Below are 19,747 nucleotides of genomic sequence, written 5' to 3' on the forward strand. Positions count from 1 at the left end.
TAAAATCATTTGTTTTGTTTGCTTCTCTATCCGGTTTTCAATGTACATCTTTAATATGAATGCCTCTCCAATGAGAAAACATTCAAAACTGAATACAATATATCAAACGTCAATCCCGTTCCTGTAATTATCCTTAGAAAGGAGGTGATCCAGCCGCACCTTCCGATACGGCTACCTTGTTACGACTTCACCCCAATCATCAATCCCACCTTCGACGGCTGCCTCCATAAAGGTTGGCCCACCGGCTTCAGGTGTTACTGACTTTCGTGGTGTGACGGGCGGTGTGTACAAGACCCGGGAACGTATTCACCGTGGCATGCTGATCCACGATTACTAGCGATTCCAGCTTCATGGAGTCGAGTTGCAGACTCCAATCCGAACTGAGAACAGTTTTATGGGATTCGCTTGGCCTTGCGGCGTTGCTGCCCTTTGTAACCTGTCCATTGTAGCACGTGTGTAGCCCAAATCATAAGGGGCATGATGATTTGACGTCATCCCCACCTTCCTCCGGTTTGTCACCGGCAGTCAACTTAGAGTGCCCAACTGAATGCTGGCAACTAAGTTTAAGGGTTGCGCTCGTTGCGGGACTTAACCCAACATCTCACGACACGAGCTGACGACAACCATGCACCACCTGTCACTCTGCCCCGAAGGGAAACCATATCTCTATGGCTGTCAGAGGATGTCAAGATTTGGTAAGGTTCTTCGCGTTGCTTCGAATTAAACCACATGCTCCACCGCTTGTGCGGGTCCCCGTCAATTCCTTTGAGTTTCAACCTTGCGGTCGTACTCCCCAGGCGGAGTGCTTAATGCGTTTGCTGCAGCACTAAGGGGCGGAAACCCCCTAACACTTAGCACTCATCGTTTACGGCGTGGACTACCAGGGTATCTAATCCTGTTTGATCCCCACGCTTTCGCACATCAGCGTCAGTTACAGACCAGAGAGCCGCCTTCGCCACTGGTGTTCCTCCATATCTCTGCGCATTTCACCGCTACACATGGAATTCCACTCTCCTCTTCTGCACTCAAGTTCCCCAGTTTCCAATGACCCTCCCCGGTTGAGCCGGGGGCTTTCACATCAGACTTAAGAAACCGCCTACGCGCGCTTTACGCCCAATAATTCCGGATAACGCTTGCCACCTACGTATTACCGCGGCTGCTGGCACGTAGTTAGCCGTGGCTTTCTGGTTAAGTACCGTCACACACATGGCAGTTACTCCATGTGTCATTCTTCCTTAACAACAGAGTTTTACGAGCCGAAACCCTTCTTCACTCACGCGGCGTTGCTCCGTCAGACTTGCGTCCATTGCGGAAGATTCCCTACTGCTGCCTCCCGTAGGAGTCTGGGCCGTGTCTCAGTCCCAGTGTGGCCGATCACCCTCTCAGGTCGGCTACGCATCGTCGCCTTGGTGGGCCGTTACCCCACCAACTAGCTAATGCGCCGCAGGCCCATCCATCAACGGCACCAAAAGCGCCTTTCAACTTTAAGACTTGTGTCTCAAAGGATCATCCGGTATTAGCCACGGTTTCCCGTGGTTATCCCGGTCTGATGGGTAGGTTGCCTACGTGTTACTCACCCGTCCGCCGCTCAGATCACAGGAGCAAGCTCCTGATCTCTGCGCTCGACTTGCATGTATTAGGCACGCCGCCAGCGTTCATCCTGAGCCAGGATCAAACTCTCCATAAATGGAAAGCTCATCTTGAGCTCGGTGTGATACTTCAATCAAGAAGTATCGGTTTGCGTTTTTCATTGTTCGCCTCAACTTGTGTTCCTATATAATAGAAACTTTATCGGAATTAAACGTTGACATATTGTCATTCAGTTTTCAATGTTCTCGTTTGGTGTTGCTTTTTTAAATCACTCTTACAACTATACTTGAGCAGTTTCATAAAAGCAAGTGTCAATTTTACACTCTCAATCATTTACTTTTCGAAGTCATTCGTTGCGGTTTGCATTTCAACATCGCTCTGAAAACAGCGACTTTTAAATCATACCAAGCTTTCAAATATTCGTCAATAGTTTTTTAAAAAACTTTTTTATCTGAAGAAGCTGGTTTGCGTTCGCTCAAATTAGCGACTTTTATATAATATCAAGCTTTTAATCATTCGTCAATAAGAATTATTAAATTCTTGTAAATTTCTTAACAGGTCATTAACTTGTTAAGAATGTAATTATTAGATTATCATATATATGTTATTATGTATATAATAATTTTTGAGGTGAAATAATGGAGAGAAAAACCAATAAGATCAAACGTATCAGAGGCTACGCCCTTGCCATGGTGTTTGCCGGACTTATCATAATGTATCTCGGAGTGTTTTTCAGAGAGATACCATGGCTATTCGGATTATTCATATTGATAGGCTTCATCCCTATGCTGCTTTCTGTAGTCATCTATTTCTGGGTAGGTCTTGTCAGTGCTAAAGTGATCACCGTTCAATGTCCCAACTGTGAACGGCCGACTAAAATCTTGGGAAGAGTGGATTTCTGCTACTTTTGTAAGGAACCACTGACCATCGATAAAGAATTGGAAGGCGAAGAATTCAATCTGGACTATAATGTACAGCATAGAAGAGATAAATTTGTAGCTGAGAAAAAACAAAAAGAAGACCAGTAAGGTACTGGTCTTCTTTTCTTGTTCTATTATACTATCTGCATTCCGGACATAGTCCATAAATTTCCAATCGGTGATGGCTGACATCATACTCAGTGACAGCGCCCGCCAATTGCTCTACTTCATTCAAACCCGGATAATGGAAGTCAGTGATCTTTCCGCATTCACTGCAGATGATATGGTAATGTGTATCCGTTACAAAATCAAAGCGGCTGGAAGCATCCCCGTAAGTCAGCTCTTTCACCAATCCTGTCTCTTTAAATAATTTTAAATTATTATAAACAGTGGCAACACTCATGTTAGGATATTCACTTGATAAAGCTTTAAAAATATCATCAGCAGTTGGGTGTTCATCCGACTGAATCATGAAATTCAATACCGCTTTACGTTGAGGCGTAATTCTAACGCCCGTTTCTTTAAGCGCATCAATAGATTCATCATAAATTTTATCCATATCTATCATCTTCATAATGATACCCACTTTCTTTAACTAAACTACTGGTATTAGTATCATTGTACTGAATTCCAAAATTGTTTGTCAATCAAGACTTCTTATAAGCCTAATAACCCTTCTTATTATCAATCACATTTTCCATCTTGCTGTAATCATCAATATACTTTAGATTATGTTCAAATATATCAAATGCTCTCTCAATATATCCGCTCGTCTTGGAGGAAGCATGCGGAGTAATCGTCACATTTTCATACTTATAGAAAGGACTGTCCGGCGTCAAAGGTTCATCATTGAACACATCAAGTATGAGCTGGCCGATTTTATTTTGCTCCAAAACATCCAGAAGCACCTCATCTTCTGCAATGTCACCGCGTCCGATATTAACAAATAAGCTGTCACTCTTCATTTCATCAAAATGTTTTTCGGTCAGCAGACCGACAGTCGCCTCTGTGCTCGGCAGAATATTGACCAAAATATCCGCTCCGCCGATATGATTCATCAGTTCACCCAGCGGATAAGTGTCATTGAAACCTTCCACCGCCCTGCCATTTGTATTGTAACCGACTGTGTTTACACCGAAAGCCTGCAGAACTTTAGCAAGGTGGCTGCCGATACTCCCGGTACCAAGAATATGTGCATTCTTCTCATAAAGTTCAGTAGTGAATGCATTTTCACGCCAGTGCTTTGCTTTCTGATCTTCATATAATAGATTAAAGTCTTTATAATGAGAAAGTATCAGACCGATTGTGTATTCCGTCATCTGGATTTTATGGATGCCTGTTGCATTCGTAATTAAAACACCCTCCAATGATTCAAGCGGCATCATTTCAAGCCCGGCACTCATCACCATGATCCATTTCAGATTTTTAAACTCAGGAACATGCTCCTTCTTCATATCTGTACCATATGTTATAAAAATTTCTGCCCGTTCACGCTCTTCCGCTGTCATTTCCTTTGAACGGACATGTTCATAATTCGCTTCCGGCAATATCTCTTTTATGCCCTTAATCATTTCTTCCGGCAGGTTAATGGTAGAAACTATATTTTTCATCACCTTATACCTCTTGTAAAAATGCTTTCAAATCTTCTGCGTGAGACTTCGCCTTCACATTATCCATGCGTTTCAGGATATTGCTGTCTGCATCCACAACAAATGTGGTGCGGACGATACCCATGGATTCTTTGCCGAATGACTTCTTCAATCTATATACATCCAATTCTTTTGCCAATTCAAAATCTTCATCCACCAGGAGATCGAAGTTCAGTTCATTCTTTGCTATAAAGTTTTGATGTTTCTTTTTCGAATCCCCGCTCACACCGTAAACTGTCACATTAAGATCTTTCAAATCGTCCATTGCATCTCTCATATCGCAGGCCTGTGTGGTACAGCCAGGCGTATTGTCCCTCGGATAAAAATAAATGACTGTGACATCTTTCAAATCTTCATTGGAAACTGTTTCACCGTTCTGGTTTTCAAGCTTAAAATTCGGGAACTTATTCATAACAATTTGTGCCTCCATATATTATAGTTACTATAATGATACAAAACTAATTATAATCCTACAAGAACTTGCGATTCACTTAAAAGCATACACTGTTTATGTTATTATATCTAATGAACAAATTGATATTAAGAGGATGAAATAGAATGTTTACACACAAGAATTCAGAAGCACTGCAAAAGTCCGCTGACGATATCATACTTGGTGGTGTCAACTCCCCTTCACGCTCATATAAAGCCGTCGGAGGCGGCGCCCCGGTAGTGATGGATCGTGCAGAAGGTGCATATTTCTACGACGTTGACGGAAATAGATACATTGATTATCTGAGTGCATACGGGCCGATCATCACCGGCCATGCCCATCCGCGCATACATGAAGCGATCGTGGAACAGAGTGGACGCGGCATACTTTACGGTACGCCAACAAAGCTGGAAATCGATTTTGCAAATAAAATCCAGGCTGCAATGCCCGCACTGGAAAAGATACGTTTTGTCAACTCCGGAACTGAAGCAGTCATGACAACCATCCGGGTGGCAAGAGCATATACCGGCCGGAATAAAATCATAAAGTTTGAAGGCTGTTATCACGGTCATTCGGATTTGGTACTTGTTGCAGCCGGCAGTGGCCCTGCGCAACTCGGTTCACCAGATTCAGCAGGTGTTCCTGAAGGCGTCGCCCAGGATATGATAACTGTGCCTTTCAATGATATTGATTCACTAAAAGAAGCGATCGCTCACTTCGGGGATGAAGTCGCTGCTGTAATGGTCGAACCGATAGTCGGCAACTTTGGCATCGTTGAACCATTCGAAGGTTTTCTTGAAGAGATTAATGAAGTCGCTCATAATAATGGCTCACTTGTCATCTATGATGAAGTAATCACAGCATTCAGATTCATGTTCGGCGGTGCACAGGATTTACTGAAAGTCTATCCTGATCTGACTGCCATGGGCAAAATCATCGGCGGCGGTACACCAATCGGTGCATATGGCGGCAGACAGGAAATTATGGAAAGTGTCGCCCCGCTCGGACCGGCATATCAGGCAGGCACTATGGCCGGCAATCCATTATCGATGGCGGCCGGCATTGCATGTTTGGAAATATTGGAAAAACCCGAAGTCTATACTGAACTTGACCGTTTAGGTAAAAAGCTGCAGAAAGGCTTTGATGACCTGATTGAAAAATATGAGATTCCTGCAAACACTACACGCCTCGTCGGGGCTTTGACAATTTTCTTCACAAAGGAAAAAGTGACCAACTATCAGGCAGCAGAAGATACTGACGGTGAAATGTTCGCTAAATTTTTCAGAGGCCTGATCAAACGCGGTGTCAATATTGCACCGTCCAAATACGAAGCTTGGTTCCTCACAACGGCGCATACGGATGAAGATATAGAAAACACGTTACAAATTGTAGAGGATGTTTTTAAATATGACTTTTAGGAGATGGTGCCATGCGTTTTGGCGCTCGAGTATTTAAAACCGGATTAACTGTAGTACTCACTTTATTCATCACACATCTCTTAGGGCTTGAGCCCAGCCTGATTGCAGGTATCGCAGCTGTATTTGCACTTCAGCCGAACGTCCACCGCTCAGCGGTAAGGACATGGGAACAGTTTCAGGGCAATACACTGGGCGCAATTGCTGCAATCATAATGGTTTTATTATTTGGTAATAACGTCATAGTCATAGGGTTGACTGTCATTTTAGTTTTGGCGACGCTGCTGTTTTTCAACTTGCAAAGCGTATCAACTCTGGCAGTCGTTACAATGATCGCCATTATGGATGCCCCGCAGATAAGTGAAGCCGGTGCGACAACAATCGACTTCCTTGAAGCTGCCGGAATAAGATTTTCACTCGTTATGATCGGGGTCCTGTCATCACTGTTGATCAACCTGATCTTTATCCCGCCTAAATATGAAACAAAGATGTATCACAATTGTTTTAATATAACGACTGATATCTTCAAATATATACGTTTGGAACTGAGCAACATGAGTGAGTATCAAATCGTCAAAAAAGATATTGAATCACTCAGAGAACGTGTCGTCAAACTCGAGACCATGTATTTGTGGTTCAGGGAAGAACGGTCAATTTTCAAAAGAGAACGCTTTGCGAGCGCGAGAAGAAAGATTTTATTCAAACATTTAATTTCATCCACCAGACGTGCATTCGAATTACTCCGTAAATTTAACCGCTTTGAAAATAACTACAATCATTTGGATGAAGAATTTCAGAACAGGATCCGTTTTGAGCTCGAATATTTAATGGGCTTTCATGAACAGATCTTTATGAAGTTCACCGAGAAAATAAAACCAAATGTAACAAATGAAGGCATACATGAAGATTTATATGAAACTTCGTTGATGGATGACTTCATCAGACATTATAACGAAGCTGAAACTGAAGAGGAACGACTTCAATATACAAGCATCATGGAAATACTCTCTTCCTTATATGAATACGCGAATTCACTTGAACGCATCAATCGTTTGGCTGACAGTTTCTTCAAGTTTCATTCCAAGAAAAATAATATCAATATCCAGGATGAGACAATGGATATTTAAACTAAACAAGAAAAAACCTGAGTGGACCACTCAGGTTTTTTCATCTATTTATTAGGAAGTACTATGGAGCTTTTTCATAGATTGAATCCAGATTAAAGTCGTAATGCCGATACACCGTTCAATCATTTTAAATCACTGACCATAAAATCATTGATACAGTTTCATTTCTCCCTTTACAGTGCCCCTTCCGGCAAACATTCCCCAATCTCCACCGGCAGGTGCTGCGGCACCATAAAATTCTTTTGTCTTAATCGCCCAATCAGCTTTTCAGCCGCAACTTTTTCTGAATCTTTCTATAAATTCATCTTAACCAATTACATCCTATACAATCAATACATTAATGATATATCATCAATATCAAAATGAGATTGTTTGATTGGAATGTATTTTATGAGGTCTTGTGATACTTATTGCTGACAGCGAATTTATGCACTTCTTTTGCGACAGCACGTCCTTCTTTAATTGCCCATACTACCAGGCTCTGACCGCGTCTTGCATCGCCGGCAGCAAATATCTTTTTCTGATTCGTTTTATATGTTTCATCATCTGCCTGGATTTTATTATTTTCCACCTTAATATCAAATGCTTTCGGCAGTTCACTTTCAACGCCTTCAAAACCGATCGATAATAGTACCAGATCTGCTTTGAAATATCTTTCCTGATCTTCCATCGTCATATTCGTCAGGCTCTTCTGACCCAGAACCTGAGTTTTCAGCCCTTTTAAATCACCGATGAAATCTACATCATATGCCATTGTCTGTACACCATATGCTCTTGGTTCAACACCAAATTTCTTCTGATATTCTGCGTGGGAGTAGTCCAGTTTGAACGTCCTTTTCTCCAATGGCCAGGCAGGGTTGCCTTCAATTTCATCAGGCAGACGGTCATATTTATTAAGCTGGAAGACAGATTTACAATCTTCGCGGAGGGCCATGGCTACACAATCTGCACCGGTATCTCCCCCGCCGATGACGATCACATGTTTGTTTTTTGCTGTAATGGCCGGTGAATCCTGTTCATGCAGCTGATATTTTGTCTGCTCGGTCAAGTAGTCCATTGCAAATCTGATGTCTTGACTCTGACGGCCTTCAAGTTTCAGATCACGCTGTTTTCTTGCTCCGATGGCAACGACGACTGCGTCATATTCTTTTTCGAGTTCATCATGACTGACATCTTTACCTACGTTCATGCCACATATGAAGTTGACACCCGCTTCTTCCATCAATCGTATGCGGCTTTCCACCAGCTTTTTATCGAGTTTCATATTGGGTATGCCATATCTTAATAATCCTCCCGGTTTAATGTCGCGTTCGTAAACATCTACGCTGTGACCCCAGGAATTCAATTCATCCGCTGCCGTCAGTCCTGCGGGACCGCTGCCGATTATAGCTATCTTTGTTCCTAAACGATGTTTCGGCATTTTCGGCTGTACCCAGCCCTCTTTATAAGCCTCATCAATAATCGTACGTTCGATACCTTTGATGGCCACCGGATCGCCGTTGATTGAAAGTACGCATGAGGACTCGCATGGTGCCGGACAGACTGTGCCTGTAAATTCGGGAAAATTATTCGTTTCTGACAATCGATGAAATGCTTCCTTGAAATCCCCCTTATAAACCAGATCATTCCATTCCGGAATATAATTGCCGATCGGGCAGCCGATTGTTTCTTTACCCATACTTGAACCCGTCTGACAGAATGGTGTGCCGCAATCCATACATCTTGCGCCCTGTTCACTCGCATCATCATTACAAAATCGATGCTGGTAGGCATCATAATTTTGAATTCTGCCTTTCAAATCTTCTTCATCCTGGCTTTGACGATTATATTTTAAAAATCCTTTGAATTCTCCCAAATGCCGAAACCCCTTTCTTAATAAATATTCATACCCTCAAGCTCGGCTTCATTTATAACCTGCGTCCCGTAAAATGCATTCAGTTCTGCATCCTGTTTCGATTTTTCAGAGCGGATGCCGTATTGAATTTTTTGTTGCATCACTTTAAATTCAGTCGGTATCACTTTGATGATATCAAGTGTACCCTCCTCAAGTCGCTCAATGGCCGATTCAGCTTTTTGGCTGTTGGTAAAGAATTTTTGTGCGTATAATAAATTTTTTACTTTCTCAATCTCTTCAGAATCTTCCACAGACTCCAATTCAATTGCTTCAGTATTCATGTTCACTTTATTTTCCATCAATGAATGATCATTAATGATATATGCAATGCCGCCGCTCATGCCTGCAGCAAAGTTTTTGCCGATTTTACCGAGAATGACCACACGTCCGCCCGTCATATATTCAAGCCCGTGGTCCCCGACACCTTCGACAACGACTTCTGCACCGCTGTTTCTGACACCAAAACGCTCTCCGGCTACTCCGTTGACAAATACCTGCCCTGCAGTAGCGCCGTACAGACAGACATTCCCTGCAATAATTTCATGGCTGCGGTTGATGTTTGGAGCTTCCACTATGATGCGGCCGCCTGATAACCCTTTACCGACGTAGTCATTCAAGTCGCCGGTATGGTGCAGAGTCAGTCCCTGTGGAATGTACGCCCCATAACTCTGCCCTCCGTGACCAACCGTATTCAGTTTATAATGATCATGCTCCAACTGATTAATGCCGTATCTTTCAGTAATCAAACCGCCCAGCCTTGTACCTATATTTCTATGTCTGTTCGTCACATGATATGTCGTTTCTTTACTTTTACCCTCTTTTAATTCATCGGTGAAATCCGGTATGACCATCACTTCGTCAAGGGAATGTTCAAACGGATGTTTCTGCTTTTCACTTTTAATCCTGTCGCCTTCAACCATTGTAAGTATCGGCTGCAGATCAAGCTCACTCATGCGGTGCTGACTCACTCTTTCCTTGTCTATCTCAAGATGATCAACGGCGCCTACCAGTTCATCCATCGATTTTAAGCCAAGTTCACTTAGGATCTCCCTTATATCTTCTGCAATGAAATTCATGAAATTGACCACATGATCGGCCTTACCGTTGAATAATTTCCTTAAATCTCCATTTTGGGTTGCTATACCTACAGGACATGTATCTTTATGACAGACTCTCATCATGATACATCCCAATACGATCAGCGGTGCTGTTGCGAATCCATACTCTTCTGCACCGAGCGCAGCGGCCATGGCCACATCACGGCCGGTCATCAGTTTACCATCCGTTTCCAACGTCACTCTTGAGCGGAGTCCGTTCAATACCAATGTCTGATGCGCTTCAGTCAGACCCAGCTCCCAGGGTAGGCCGGTATGCTGAATACTCGTGACAGGCGATGCACCTGTTCCGCCGTCAAAACCACTGATGACTATTTTATCCGCATACGCTTTAGCCACACCTGCAGCAATAGTGCCCACACCGTCTTTGGCTACCAGTTTCACAGATATATCCGCTTTTTTATTCGCATTTTTTAAATCATGTATCAGCTGCGCCAAATCTTCGATACTGTATATATCATGATGCGGAGGGGGTGAAATGAGTCCCACACCCGGCGTTGAATTTCTGGTTTCAGCTATCCATGGATATACTTTCTCGCCCGGCAGCTGACCACCTTCTCCGGGTTTGGCACCCTGGGCCACTTTAATCTGTATCTCTTCAGCACTATTCAAGTATTCACTGTTTACACCGAAACGACCGGATGCAACCTGCTTGATTGCACTGTTGTAATTACTTCCATCCACATTCAAAGTGAAGCGTTCGGGATTCTCCCCGCCTTCACCGCTGTTACTCTTACCTCCTAATCTATTCATTGCTTCTGCAAGTGTCTGGTGTGCTTCTTCGGATAAAGAACCGTAGCTCATCGCTCCTGTTTTAAATCTTTTGACTATTTTCTCTGCGGGCTCCACCATTTCAAGCGGTATCGATTTTCTGTCTTTAAATTTCAATAAATGTCTGATGCTGGAATGATGGTTATCATTCATATAATTTTTATACTCATTATATTTCTCTTTGTCATTTGTCATGCATGCTTCCCTTAACATCATGATCGAAGTCGGGTTGACAATGTGGTGTTCACCCTGCTGCCTCCACTGGAACTTGCTGCCTGATTCCAAATGTTCCAGCTGTTCATCCTGTTGCTCTTTATTGTTCAAATCAATATCCTCTATGGATAAGCCGCCTATTTTCGATGCTGCTCCGCCAAAATATTTTGCCATTAATTTTTTTGATAACCCGACCGCTTCAAAGATTTGCGCACCGTGGTAGCTCTGCACTGTTGATATCCCCATTTTAGCCATGACTTTAATGAGTCCGGCAGTCAGCCCCTGGTTATATTTTTTAACTATCCCGGTATTTCCGTCTGATGATTGAATCAGTGTTTCCTGTGCGATATAAGGTTCTACAGCGTTTGCACCGAAACCGATTAAAGTTGCTATATGATGAACTTCACGAACTTCTGCCGACTTGGTGATAATGCTTGTTGAAATCCTCTTATCCGCTTTTATCAATGCCTGATGCACCGCACTTGTAACGAGCAGTGAAGGCATGACATATACGCCGTCATCTTCAAGCACCGCCTCATCCGTCAGTACAATGACGCCATATTTGTCTGCTACCAGAACCGCTTCTTCAAGTAGGTTATCAAGCGCTTTTTCAAGCGGCCCGTTATATGTGATATCAATCTTTTTAACACCTAGAGCTTTAACATCCGACCTGTCATACACACTGTTGTCGATGACAGGTTCCTGCAGCTGCACTCTGTCCAGCGCCTCCTTGCCCGGTTTCATCAAGTGTCCTTCGCCGCCTAAATATGCGATTTCACTCGTTACAATTTTTTCTCTGTACGAATCGAGCGGCGGGTTGGTCACCTGTGCAAAGTGCTGTTTGAAATAATCGAATAACAGCTTCTTCCGATCAGATAAAAATGCGAGTGGCACATCAAAACCCATCGCCCCGATCGGATCTTTCACCTCTTTCGACAGCGGAGTCATATATTTTTCAATATCCTCTTTTGTATAACCGAATCGGACTAAAATCGATTGAAGCTGTGTCTTTTCCAACTTATCCCTTTTGAATTCTGCTGTTTCAATTGATTGTTTGCGTGCTTTGTCCATCCACTCGCCATATGGTCTTTTCGATGCTATGGCATCTTTCAATTCATCATTTTCAATGATTCTCGATGCCTCAAAGTCGACTAAAAGCAACTTTCCCGGACTCAGCTGTCCTTTATAAAGCACATCCTGCTCATCAACATCGACCACCCCGACTTCTGATGAGTAGATGATTTCATTTTTGCCAGTGACATAGTATCTGCCGGGTCTTAAGCCGTTCCTGTCAGTCAGTGCACCAATCTTATGGTTATCACAAAAACTGATCATCGTCGGCCCGTCCCACGGCTCCATTAAGTAACTGCAAAACTCATAAAAGTCTTTGACAGCATGATTTTCATAGTCCTGATACTTCCAAGGTTCAGGTATCAGAATCATTGCAGCTTCTTCCGGCGGCATGACAAGGCTCATAAATTCCAATACATTATCGACCATGGCCGAGTCGCTGCCTTCACCATCAATGATATCCGCAACTTTTTCTCCCCTTTTACCATAAACATCCTTCAGCCATTGATTGGTGCGTGCGCGCATCCAATATGCATTACCTTTAATCGTATTGATTTCCCCGTTATGCATCAGCAATCTGTTTGGATGTGCACGCGCCCAGCTGGGAAAGGTATTTGTACTGAATCTGGAATGGACCATGCCAAACTTCGAAACATATTCAGGATTCCTCAAATCCACATAGAAACTTTTAATCTGTTCCGCCCTCAACCAGCCTTTATAAACAATTGTTTCATTGGAGAATGAAGAAACGTAATGCCTTACCATTTTTTCATTTAAATTCTGTTCAATCATTTTTCTCAAATAATAAAGATCCAGAGAATCGTGACACGACGTAATGACCTGGATAAAATTCGGCCTCGTCCGTTTGACGTGATCTGCTATAGCCGTTTCATCAACCGGCACTGCTCTGAATGCAATCAGCTTTTCACCTTCTATATTAATGGTGTCTTTAACAATCGTTTTAAAATCGTCAAGTGATGACTCGGAATCCAGCATGTACATGCCTACAGAGTAACGGCTGAACTCAGGCAGCTCAGTATATTCCTCTTTTAGCAGATCATGAGGGATTTCAGTCATGATTCCAGCGCCGTCACCCGTCATACCGTCAGCACCGATACCCCCGCGGTGATCCAGCCTGATCAACATTTCCAAAGATTCAAGCACAATATCATGCGATCTTAAATTATCCATATTTGCATAAAACCCTATGCCGCATGCATCATGTTCATTTTTGCTGTCGTAAAGTCCATGCTTCTTGACCTTTTGATATAAAACCATTTCGAGCCACCTCTTTCATCTGAATATTTCTACAATTTAATATTATCCATATTCAATCCTATACAAGCAATATATCAATGATATAATATTAATATCAAAACGAGATTGGTTGTGGTTTTATGGAAATAAAACAGTTGATATATTTTACAGAGACTGCACGATTGCAGCATATGACAGAGGCTTCTCTTCTTTTGAACGTAGCCCAATCCGCCTTGTCAAGACAAATAGGTTTACTGGAAAACGACTTGGGAATTGAATTGTTTAAAAGACAGGGCAGAAATATAATGCTTACTGAAGAAGGTAAAATATTCTATGAAGATGCAGTGAAAATATTAGAAGTAGTCGATAGGACGAAAGAAAAGATTTCAGAGAGTAAGAAAGCAGATTCACAGACTTTAAATATTCACATTACAAAGTCAGACATGACGACAAAAGTGCTTCATACTTTCCAAAACCTTTTGGTGAAGAACCCTGAAATTGATTTTAATATTCATAAGAGCAAAGAGAGCACAATAGAACAGAAACTTCTGGACCACACCCTCGACATTGCAGTTTCAACGAATAAATACTTCAATGAAAAAATCAACAGCACATTATTATTTGATCAGAACTACTATTATATATTTCGGGAAAGCTCTAAAATCAATCTGCCGATCAAGGCCTCTTTAAATGAATTCGAAGACTTGTCTTTAGTGACACAAGATGCGGTGATGGATATTGGAAACCAGTTTAAAAAATCTTCTGTTTTAAATATTAATGATGCAGCTATCATACAGTATTTGCTGATGCACCATAATTATGTAGGCATACTCAGTTATGAGGAGACTAAAATATTAAAATATAACTATCCTAATTTTATCGTACACAGTCTGGAGCATCTGAATATCAAACAGCCGCTGTATGTAAATATGCTGAAGAATAATGAAAAATCTTTTGTGCATGAATGGTACAATCAGCTGAAAAATGAATTCAGTACGTTGAAAAATCGCATGATGATATAAAAAAGAGCACAAAATCCTCATGGATTTTGTGCTCTTTAAGTTATTCCCAGCCATTATCAGGCCCTGTTTTGCCTTTAAACCTGCTGACGTGGGGATTGCCTTCGACGATGAAGCGGTATAAATAATCGACGGCTTCTTCTTTATTATCAATGCCGATTCTCGGCGTCGCTAAAATATTGCGGGGTGTCCTGCCCTGCCTGACGATCAATGTATCATTGTTCAACTTCATGCCGTTATGCTCATTTCTTGTAATGCCGAGTGATTTCGTCAGTTTACCAGGCCCGTCTGTCAAATTATTGTCACGTCCGCGTCTTTCTTTCATGACATCAACACCTTTATTCGGCTCGATGCCCCGGATCAGAACCCCCTCCGGTTCACCGTCAGTTGTTAAAAAGTTCATACAGTTGTGGCCATGCATGCTGTAGACATATATATTGCCGTACGGTTTGTACATCATTTCGTTCTTCTTATTCTTTCTGCCGCCGAAAGTATGAGCTGCCCTGTCTTCAACACCTAAATATGCTTCGACTTCAGTGATGAAGCCGCTGGTTATGTGACTGTCGATATTCGTTATGATTTCCAGTCCCAGAAGCTTTTTTGCCGCACTTAAAGTGTCATGCTTCATAAATTCTATATCCACATCAGATTGAAATTTTTCTGTCATAAATGATCACCTTATAAATTTTGAATACTGTAAAGTTCGAAGTACTGCCCTCTTTTTTGCATCAGCTCTTCATGAGATCCTGACTCAACCACCTCACCGTCACTGATGACATGAATTTTATCAGCATGTGTCACTGTAGACAGTCTGTGGGCGACGATTACTGTTGTACGCTCCGCTGAAAGTTCAAGCAGTGTATCCTGTATGATGCTTTCACTTTCCAGGTCAAGTGCACTTGTCGCTTCATCCAAGATTAGAATCGGCGGGTTTTTCAGGAATACACGCGCGATTGCAATACGCTGTTTCTGACCGCCGGATAATTTGACGCCCCGTTCGCCGACTTCGGTATCATAGCCATCTTCAAGCATCATGATGAAATCATGGGCATTCGCGTGTTTCGCTGCATCCACCACTTCTTCATCCGTCGCATCTGGCCGCGCAAGTAAAATGTTTTCTCTGACCGTTTCGGAGAAAAGGATATTCTCCTGCATCACAATACCAATCTTGTTTCTAAGCGAAGCAGTCGTCAGATCTTTAATATTTGTGCCATCCAGGGTGATTTTACCTTCCGTCACATCATAAAATCTCGGAATCAGGTTGACCAGCGTGGATTTGCCGCCGCCGCTCATTCCTACAAAGGCGACAGTTTCACCACTGTTGATTTCAAGGTCCAGATTGTTGATGACCTGCCGGCCATCTTCATTATATTTGAAGCCGACATTTTTAAATTCCAGATTGCCGTCGGTCGTTTCAAGCTCTTTTGCACTTGTTTTGTCTGTGACGTCATACTTTTCATCAAACAGCTGGAACACACGGTCCATTGAAGCAATACTCTGAGTCAATGCTGTTGATGATGACACCAGACGGCGTAACGGACCGTATAATAAATCCAGATAAGCGATGAATGCTGCAAGTGTACCGACAGTCAAGTTGCCCTGTATGACCTGGTATGCACCGAAACCGATGACGAGCAGCGGTCCGATATCTGTAATTGTATTTACAACCATGAAACTCCGTGCCGTCCATTTCGCATGGGTCGTCGCTTTATTTAGGAAATTACCATTTCTCTTATTGAAACGTCCCGCTTCAGTCTTCTCGACTGCGAAACTTTTAATGACATTGATGCCCTGTATTCTTTCGTGCAGATACCCTTGAACTTCTGCAAGTGCCTGCGACCGGTTACGCGTCACTTTACGCAGACGTCCGAAGAAATACCATACCCCGAAAATATAGAAAGGAAATATAATCATCGCAACACCGGTCAGCTGTCCGTGCAGACTGAACATGATTGTGAGAGCGATTATTATCGTGGCGAGATCCAGCCAGATATTCATCAGTCCGGTCATGATGAAATCTTTCGTCTGTTCTACGTCATTGATGACTCGTGAAATGATTTCTCCGACCTTATTATCCGAGTAATACTTGGCACTCAGCATCTGCAGGTGCCCGTATAACTTTTTACGGATATCATACAATATTTTGTTACTCGTCCATTGAGCGAGATACTGCCTGAAATACTCCACCGGCGGTCTGATTACGACAAAGATGAATGCGAATACAAGCAGAATCTGAACGAGCATGGTCATTCTCTCGTCCGCCGCCAGCCCCTCCGGCATGATGATATCATCAATTGTGTATCTGATCAGAAGCGGCGTCAGCAGTGGAATACCGAATTTAAGTATCCCGATGATAATCGTTAGAAATATCAGCCACATATATGGTCTGACAAATTTTAAATACCTTCTTATCAAATGACAATCCTCCTTATACATTCGAAAAACCAATCAACAAACGCGTTGATTGGTTTAGTACGACTTAAAGTCACTGTGGAAGCGATGCTGCCAGACTTTTATGAAATCAGGTGCAAACGGCCCTTTTTTCTGTTCAATCCATTGCTGAAGAATATCGACATTCCTTCTGAGAATTACATCGATATCATTAGAATAATTCATACGGCTTTTATGTAACTGGTATTCATCTTCATCCAACAGATGGTATTTACCGTCAGGATACACTTTTATATCCAGGTCATAATCTATATATTTTATCGCTTCCCCATCATAAGCATACGGCGAAGATAGATTACAATAATAATAAACACCGTCTTCCCTGAACATGCAGATTACATTGAACCAATAGTCTGTATGAAAATACACAATGGCCGGCTCCCTGGTCACCCAGGTTCTTCCATCACTTTCTGTTACCAGAGTACGGTTATTGCCACCGATGATTACATGGTCTGTGCCTTTTAAAATCGTCGTTTCAGACCAGACACGATGCATCGAACCATCGTGTTTATAGCTTTGAACCTTTACCTTGGTTCCTTCTTTTGGTATGGATTCTACACCCATATTCCACACCACCTCGAGAGTTAATACTTTTATATTATAACATACGGGCATTCACTTTACAGTTCGTGGAATTCATCTGCTGTAAATTTCCTGAAAATCTTTTTCATTGCCATACTCATCGGCAGCTCATGAACTTCATTCACAGGGATAAAATATTCATTTTTTGAATTCGTATGGAGTAAATAACTTTCCATATACCATATTTTATGAGTGAAGACATGTTTGTCACTGCCTATATAGATACGTTTGTCATCAAGCTTTACGTCCAGCTCTTCTTCTATATTTTCAAGGTTCGTGTCCACATCGTATTTCGGCAGTTCATACATGCCCTTAAGCAGATTGCCTTCTTGTTTATAGATGAATATCTCCTGCTCATCGTTGACGATGAAATATACATTATAAAACTCTTCTTTTTTCTTCGTCTGCTTTTTCCTGATCGGATAGTTTTTCACTGTGCTGCTTTTGAATGCTTCACAATGTTCCTGGACCGGACACATGATGCATTTAGGCGTTCTCGGTGTACAGATTGTCGCGCCGAGTTCCATCAAAGCCTGGTTGAAGTCTCCTGCTTCCAGTGGAATGATTGTTTCAATGTCATGTTTCACCGACTTCTGGACACTGGCTTTTGTCATATCCCGGCCGTCTTCATTCAGTCGTGACATTACACGAAGGACATTGCCGTCAACAGCAGCAAGCAGATGGTTGAAGGCAATGCTCTGAACCGCTCCCCCGATATAAGGTCCGACACCTTTCAATTCAAAGAAATCCTGTGGATCATCCGGGACCTCGGCATTATATTTTTCTTTCACCTCTTTGATTGCACTGTGGAAGTTACGAATTCTGTTATAATATCCCAGACCTTCCCAATCCTTCAGCAGAGCCTGTTCATCCGCATCCGCCAAATCCTTTAAAGTGGGATATTTTGTTATAAATTTTGTAAAATAGGGAATAACAGTAATGACTTGAGTTTGTTGCAGCATCACTTCGCTCAACCAGATTTTATATGGGTCATCCGTTCTTCTCCAGGGAAGATCTCTTTTATTTGAGTGGTACCATTCAAGTAGGCTATTATTAAATGTTGAAGGCTGTAACATACTGACTTTCCTTTTTAAATAAATTTTTTATACCATATTACACTGAGTGGGGGCACAAACCATGGATACACTTACACATACTTTGATGGGCGGGACTTTGGTCGGTCTTGCCACCATTGATCCGAATATCGATGCTATTTCAGCAGGATTCATCGCGACAGCAGTCGGCGCATCTTTAGTGCCTGATATAGACACAGTGATGAAAATGAAAAATAATGCTGTATATATCACCCACCACCGCGGCATTACACATTCACTGCCGTTCACATTTCTAATATGGCCTGTGCTGCTGACTCTTATTGCACACTTTGCCTTCGGTCTGCCATTTGGACCCACATATTTCTGGGTCCAGCTCGCAGTGTTTCTGCATGTGTTTGTGGATATATTCAATTCCTACGGCACCCAGGCACTCCGGCCACTCGATAACACCTGGATACAGCTGGGTACGATAAATACTGTGGATATTCCGATTCTGATTGTACATGGACTTTATTTTGTACTGTGGTTCATAGGATTCTCACCCGTAGTATTATTTTTTATAATGTATGGTTTCCTTATACTATATTATATTACCAGATATTTTATGCAACGTTTCCTCATCAGGAAAGTGGCCAGTCAGCTGCCGAATGAAAATATCAAACGCACATTCGTCATGCCTACTCTCCATTTCAGCCAGTGGCGCATCATAGCCGTGACTGAAAATGCTTATTATGTCGGCAGAAGCTTTCAAGGTAACATCATCTTCTATGACCGTTTCAACAGAGAAGAATATCTGCCCAACGAAATTTTCATGTCGATCAAACATGATAAAAATTTCAAGGCTTTTACCTTCTTTTCATCCATCTACCGCTATGAACTGACATCACTTGATAGAGAAACGTTTGAACTGCGGTATATTGATCTGAGATACTTGAAAGAGGGGCATTATCCATTCGTCTGCCTCATGCATCTGGATAAGGAAACTTATGAAGTCATGCACAGCTATACAGGATGGGTGTTTACAGAAGATAAACTTCAGCGTAAACTGCTGGACAATTGATCTGAATTTCTAAAAATCAAACGACAGGCGGGCATGTGCCCGCCTGTCGTTTTTTATTTATAATTGTTTTTTGAAGTTTCAGCTGCCACTAAAATTTTTAGGTGTCGGGGCGAGATGGAAATCCG

At 42.3% G+C, this 19,747-nt stretch carries 14 protein-coding genes and 1 rRNA gene; 5 read left to right on the top strand and 10 right to left on the bottom strand.

The window, feature by feature from the left end; all coding sequences use genetic code 11:
* Positions 1-137: 137 nt before the first annotated feature.
* Positions 138-1,687 (bottom strand): 16S ribosomal RNA (locus ACY8DT_RS01460).
* A gap of 541 nt (positions 1,688-2,228) precedes the next feature.
* Between ACY8DT_RS01460 and ACY8DT_RS01465 the strand changes: the two genes are divergently transcribed.
* The gene (locus ACY8DT_RS01465) at positions 2,229-2,618 is read left to right on the top strand and encodes a DUF2614 family zinc ribbon-containing protein (protein ID WP_462421172.1); all 390 of its coding nucleotides are present in this window, start codon (positions 2,229-2,231) and stop codon (positions 2,616-2,618) included.
* Between the two features lie 31 nt (positions 2,619-2,649).
* Here ACY8DT_RS01465 and perR read toward each other — a convergent pair whose 3' ends face one another.
* The 3 genes from perR to bcp all read right to left on the bottom strand — a co-directional run bounded on the left by perR (position 2,650) and on the right by bcp (position 4,571).
* Positions 2,650-3,069, bottom strand: a complete 420-nt coding sequence (gene perR / locus ACY8DT_RS01470) for a peroxide-responsive transcriptional repressor PerR (RefSeq protein WP_462422204.1) — start codon at positions 3,067-3,069, stop codon at positions 2,650-2,652.
* A 106-nt stretch (positions 3,070-3,175) separates the two neighbouring features.
* Entirely contained in the window at positions 3,176-4,120 is a 945-nt protein-coding gene (locus ACY8DT_RS01475; RefSeq protein ID WP_462421173.1) for a D-2-hydroxyacid dehydrogenase, read from the bottom strand.
* A gap of 4 nt (positions 4,121-4,124) precedes the next feature.
* Positions 4,125-4,571: a thioredoxin-dependent thiol peroxidase gene (gene bcp / locus ACY8DT_RS01480; RefSeq protein WP_462421174.1), complete on the bottom strand. Its 447-nt coding sequence runs from the start codon at positions 4,569-4,571 to the stop codon at positions 4,125-4,127.
* 146 nt (positions 4,572-4,717) lie between these two features.
* Here bcp and ACY8DT_RS01485 point away from each other — a divergent pair, with 146 nt between their 5' ends.
* Together ACY8DT_RS01485 and ACY8DT_RS01490 are read left to right on the top strand one after the other, a co-directional pair.
* Positions 4,718-6,010, top strand: coding sequence for a glutamate-1-semialdehyde 2,1-aminomutase (locus ACY8DT_RS01485; RefSeq protein WP_462421175.1), 1,293 nt, complete (start codon positions 4,718-4,720; stop codon positions 6,008-6,010).
* Positions 6,011-6,021: 11 nt separating this feature from the next.
* Positions 6,022-7,134, top strand: coding sequence for an FUSC family protein (locus ACY8DT_RS01490; RefSeq protein WP_462421176.1), 1,113 nt, complete (start codon positions 6,022-6,024; stop codon positions 7,132-7,134).
* Between the two features lie 388 nt (positions 7,135-7,522).
* Here the strand turns inward: ACY8DT_RS01490 and ACY8DT_RS01495 are convergent, their stop codons facing one another.
* Positions 7,523-8,989 (bottom strand): glutamate synthase subunit beta, encoded by a 1,467-nt coding sequence (locus tag ACY8DT_RS01495; protein ID WP_462421177.1) that lies wholly within the window; start codon positions 8,987-8,989, stop codon positions 7,523-7,525.
* A gap of 17 nt (positions 8,990-9,006) precedes the next feature.
* Positions 9,007-13,476: a glutamate synthase large subunit gene (gene gltB, locus ACY8DT_RS01500; RefSeq protein WP_462421178.1), complete on the bottom strand. Its 4,470-nt coding sequence runs from the start codon at positions 13,474-13,476 to the stop codon at positions 9,007-9,009.
* A gap of 119 nt (positions 13,477-13,595) precedes the next feature.
* Between gltB and ACY8DT_RS01505 the strand changes: the two genes are divergently transcribed.
* Complete coding sequence (locus ACY8DT_RS01505; protein WP_462421179.1) at positions 13,596-14,477, top strand: LysR family transcriptional regulator; 882 nt, start codon at positions 13,596-13,598, stop codon at positions 14,475-14,477.
* A 40-nt stretch (positions 14,478-14,517) separates the two neighbouring features.
* On the opposite strand, the gene ACY8DT_RS01510 is transcribed toward ACY8DT_RS01505, so the two are convergent.
* From ACY8DT_RS01510 to mutY, 4 genes are read right to left on the bottom strand one after another with little or no spacing between them, the layout of a single operon-like run.
* Positions 14,518-15,141: a DNA-3-methyladenine glycosylase gene (locus tag ACY8DT_RS01510; protein ID WP_462421180.1), complete on the bottom strand. Its 624-nt coding sequence runs from the start codon at positions 15,139-15,141 to the stop codon at positions 14,518-14,520.
* An 11-nt stretch (positions 15,142-15,152) separates the two neighbouring features.
* A complete protein-coding gene (locus tag ACY8DT_RS01515; RefSeq protein WP_462421181.1) occupies positions 15,153-16,889 on the bottom strand; it encodes an ABC transporter ATP-binding protein in 1,737 nt (578 codons plus the stop codon).
* A gap of 54 nt (positions 16,890-16,943) precedes the next feature.
* Positions 16,944-17,489 (bottom strand): nucleoside tri-diphosphate phosphatase, encoded by a 546-nt coding sequence (gene ntdP / locus ACY8DT_RS01520; RefSeq protein WP_462421182.1) that lies wholly within the window; start codon positions 17,487-17,489, stop codon positions 16,944-16,946.
* A 56-nt stretch (positions 17,490-17,545) separates the two neighbouring features.
* Positions 17,546-18,583, bottom strand: a complete 1,038-nt coding sequence (mutY, locus tag ACY8DT_RS01525; protein WP_462421183.1) for an A/G-specific adenine glycosylase — start codon at positions 18,581-18,583, stop codon at positions 17,546-17,548.
* A 61-nt stretch (positions 18,584-18,644) separates the two neighbouring features.
* Here mutY and ACY8DT_RS01530 point away from each other — a divergent pair, with 61 nt between their 5' ends.
* Positions 18,645-19,622: a metal-dependent hydrolase gene (locus tag ACY8DT_RS01530; protein ID WP_462421184.1), complete on the top strand. Its 978-nt coding sequence runs from the start codon at positions 18,645-18,647 to the stop codon at positions 19,620-19,622.
* Positions 19,623-19,747: the final 125 nt, after the last annotated feature.

The organism is Salinicoccus sp. Marseille-QA3875 (assembly GCF_054950095.1).

Excerpts from the sequence above, each read along its gene's own strand:
- ACY8DT_RS01465 (WP_462421172.1), top strand. The coding sequence starts at position 2,229 with ATGGAGAGAAAAACCAATAAGATCAAACGTATCAGAGGCTACGCCCTT.
- perR (WP_462422204.1), bottom strand. The coding sequence starts at position 3,069 with ATGGATAAAATTTATGATGAATCTATTGATGCGCTTAAAGAAACGGGC.
- ACY8DT_RS01475 (WP_462421173.1), bottom strand. The coding sequence starts at position 4,120 with ATGAAAAATATAGTTTCTACCATTAACCTGCCGGAAGAAATGATTAAG.
- bcp (WP_462421174.1), bottom strand. The coding sequence starts at position 4,571 with ATGAATAAGTTCCCGAATTTTAAGCTTGAAAACCAGAACGGTGAAACA.
- ACY8DT_RS01485 (WP_462421175.1), top strand. The coding sequence starts at position 4,718 with ATGTTTACACACAAGAATTCAGAAGCACTGCAAAAGTCCGCTGACGAT.
- ACY8DT_RS01490 (WP_462421176.1), top strand. The coding sequence starts at position 6,022 with ATGCGTTTTGGCGCTCGAGTATTTAAAACCGGATTAACTGTAGTACTC.
- gltB (WP_462421178.1), bottom strand. The coding sequence starts at position 13,476 with ATGGTTTTATATCAAAAGGTCAAGAAGCATGGACTTTACGACAGCAAA.
- ACY8DT_RS01505 (WP_462421179.1), top strand. The coding sequence starts at position 13,596 with ATGGAAATAAAACAGTTGATATATTTTACAGAGACTGCACGATTGCAG.
- ACY8DT_RS01510 (WP_462421180.1), bottom strand. The coding sequence starts at position 15,141 with ATGACAGAAAAATTTCAATCTGATGTGGATATAGAATTTATGAAGCAT.
- ntdP (WP_462421182.1), bottom strand. The coding sequence starts at position 17,489 with ATGGGTGTAGAATCCATACCAAAAGAAGGAACCAAGGTAAAGGTTCAA.
- mutY (WP_462421183.1), bottom strand. The coding sequence starts at position 18,583 with ATGTTACAGCCTTCAACATTTAATAATAGCCTACTTGAATGGTACCAC.
- ACY8DT_RS01530 (WP_462421184.1), top strand. The coding sequence starts at position 18,645 with ATGGATACACTTACACATACTTTGATGGGCGGGACTTTGGTCGGTCTT.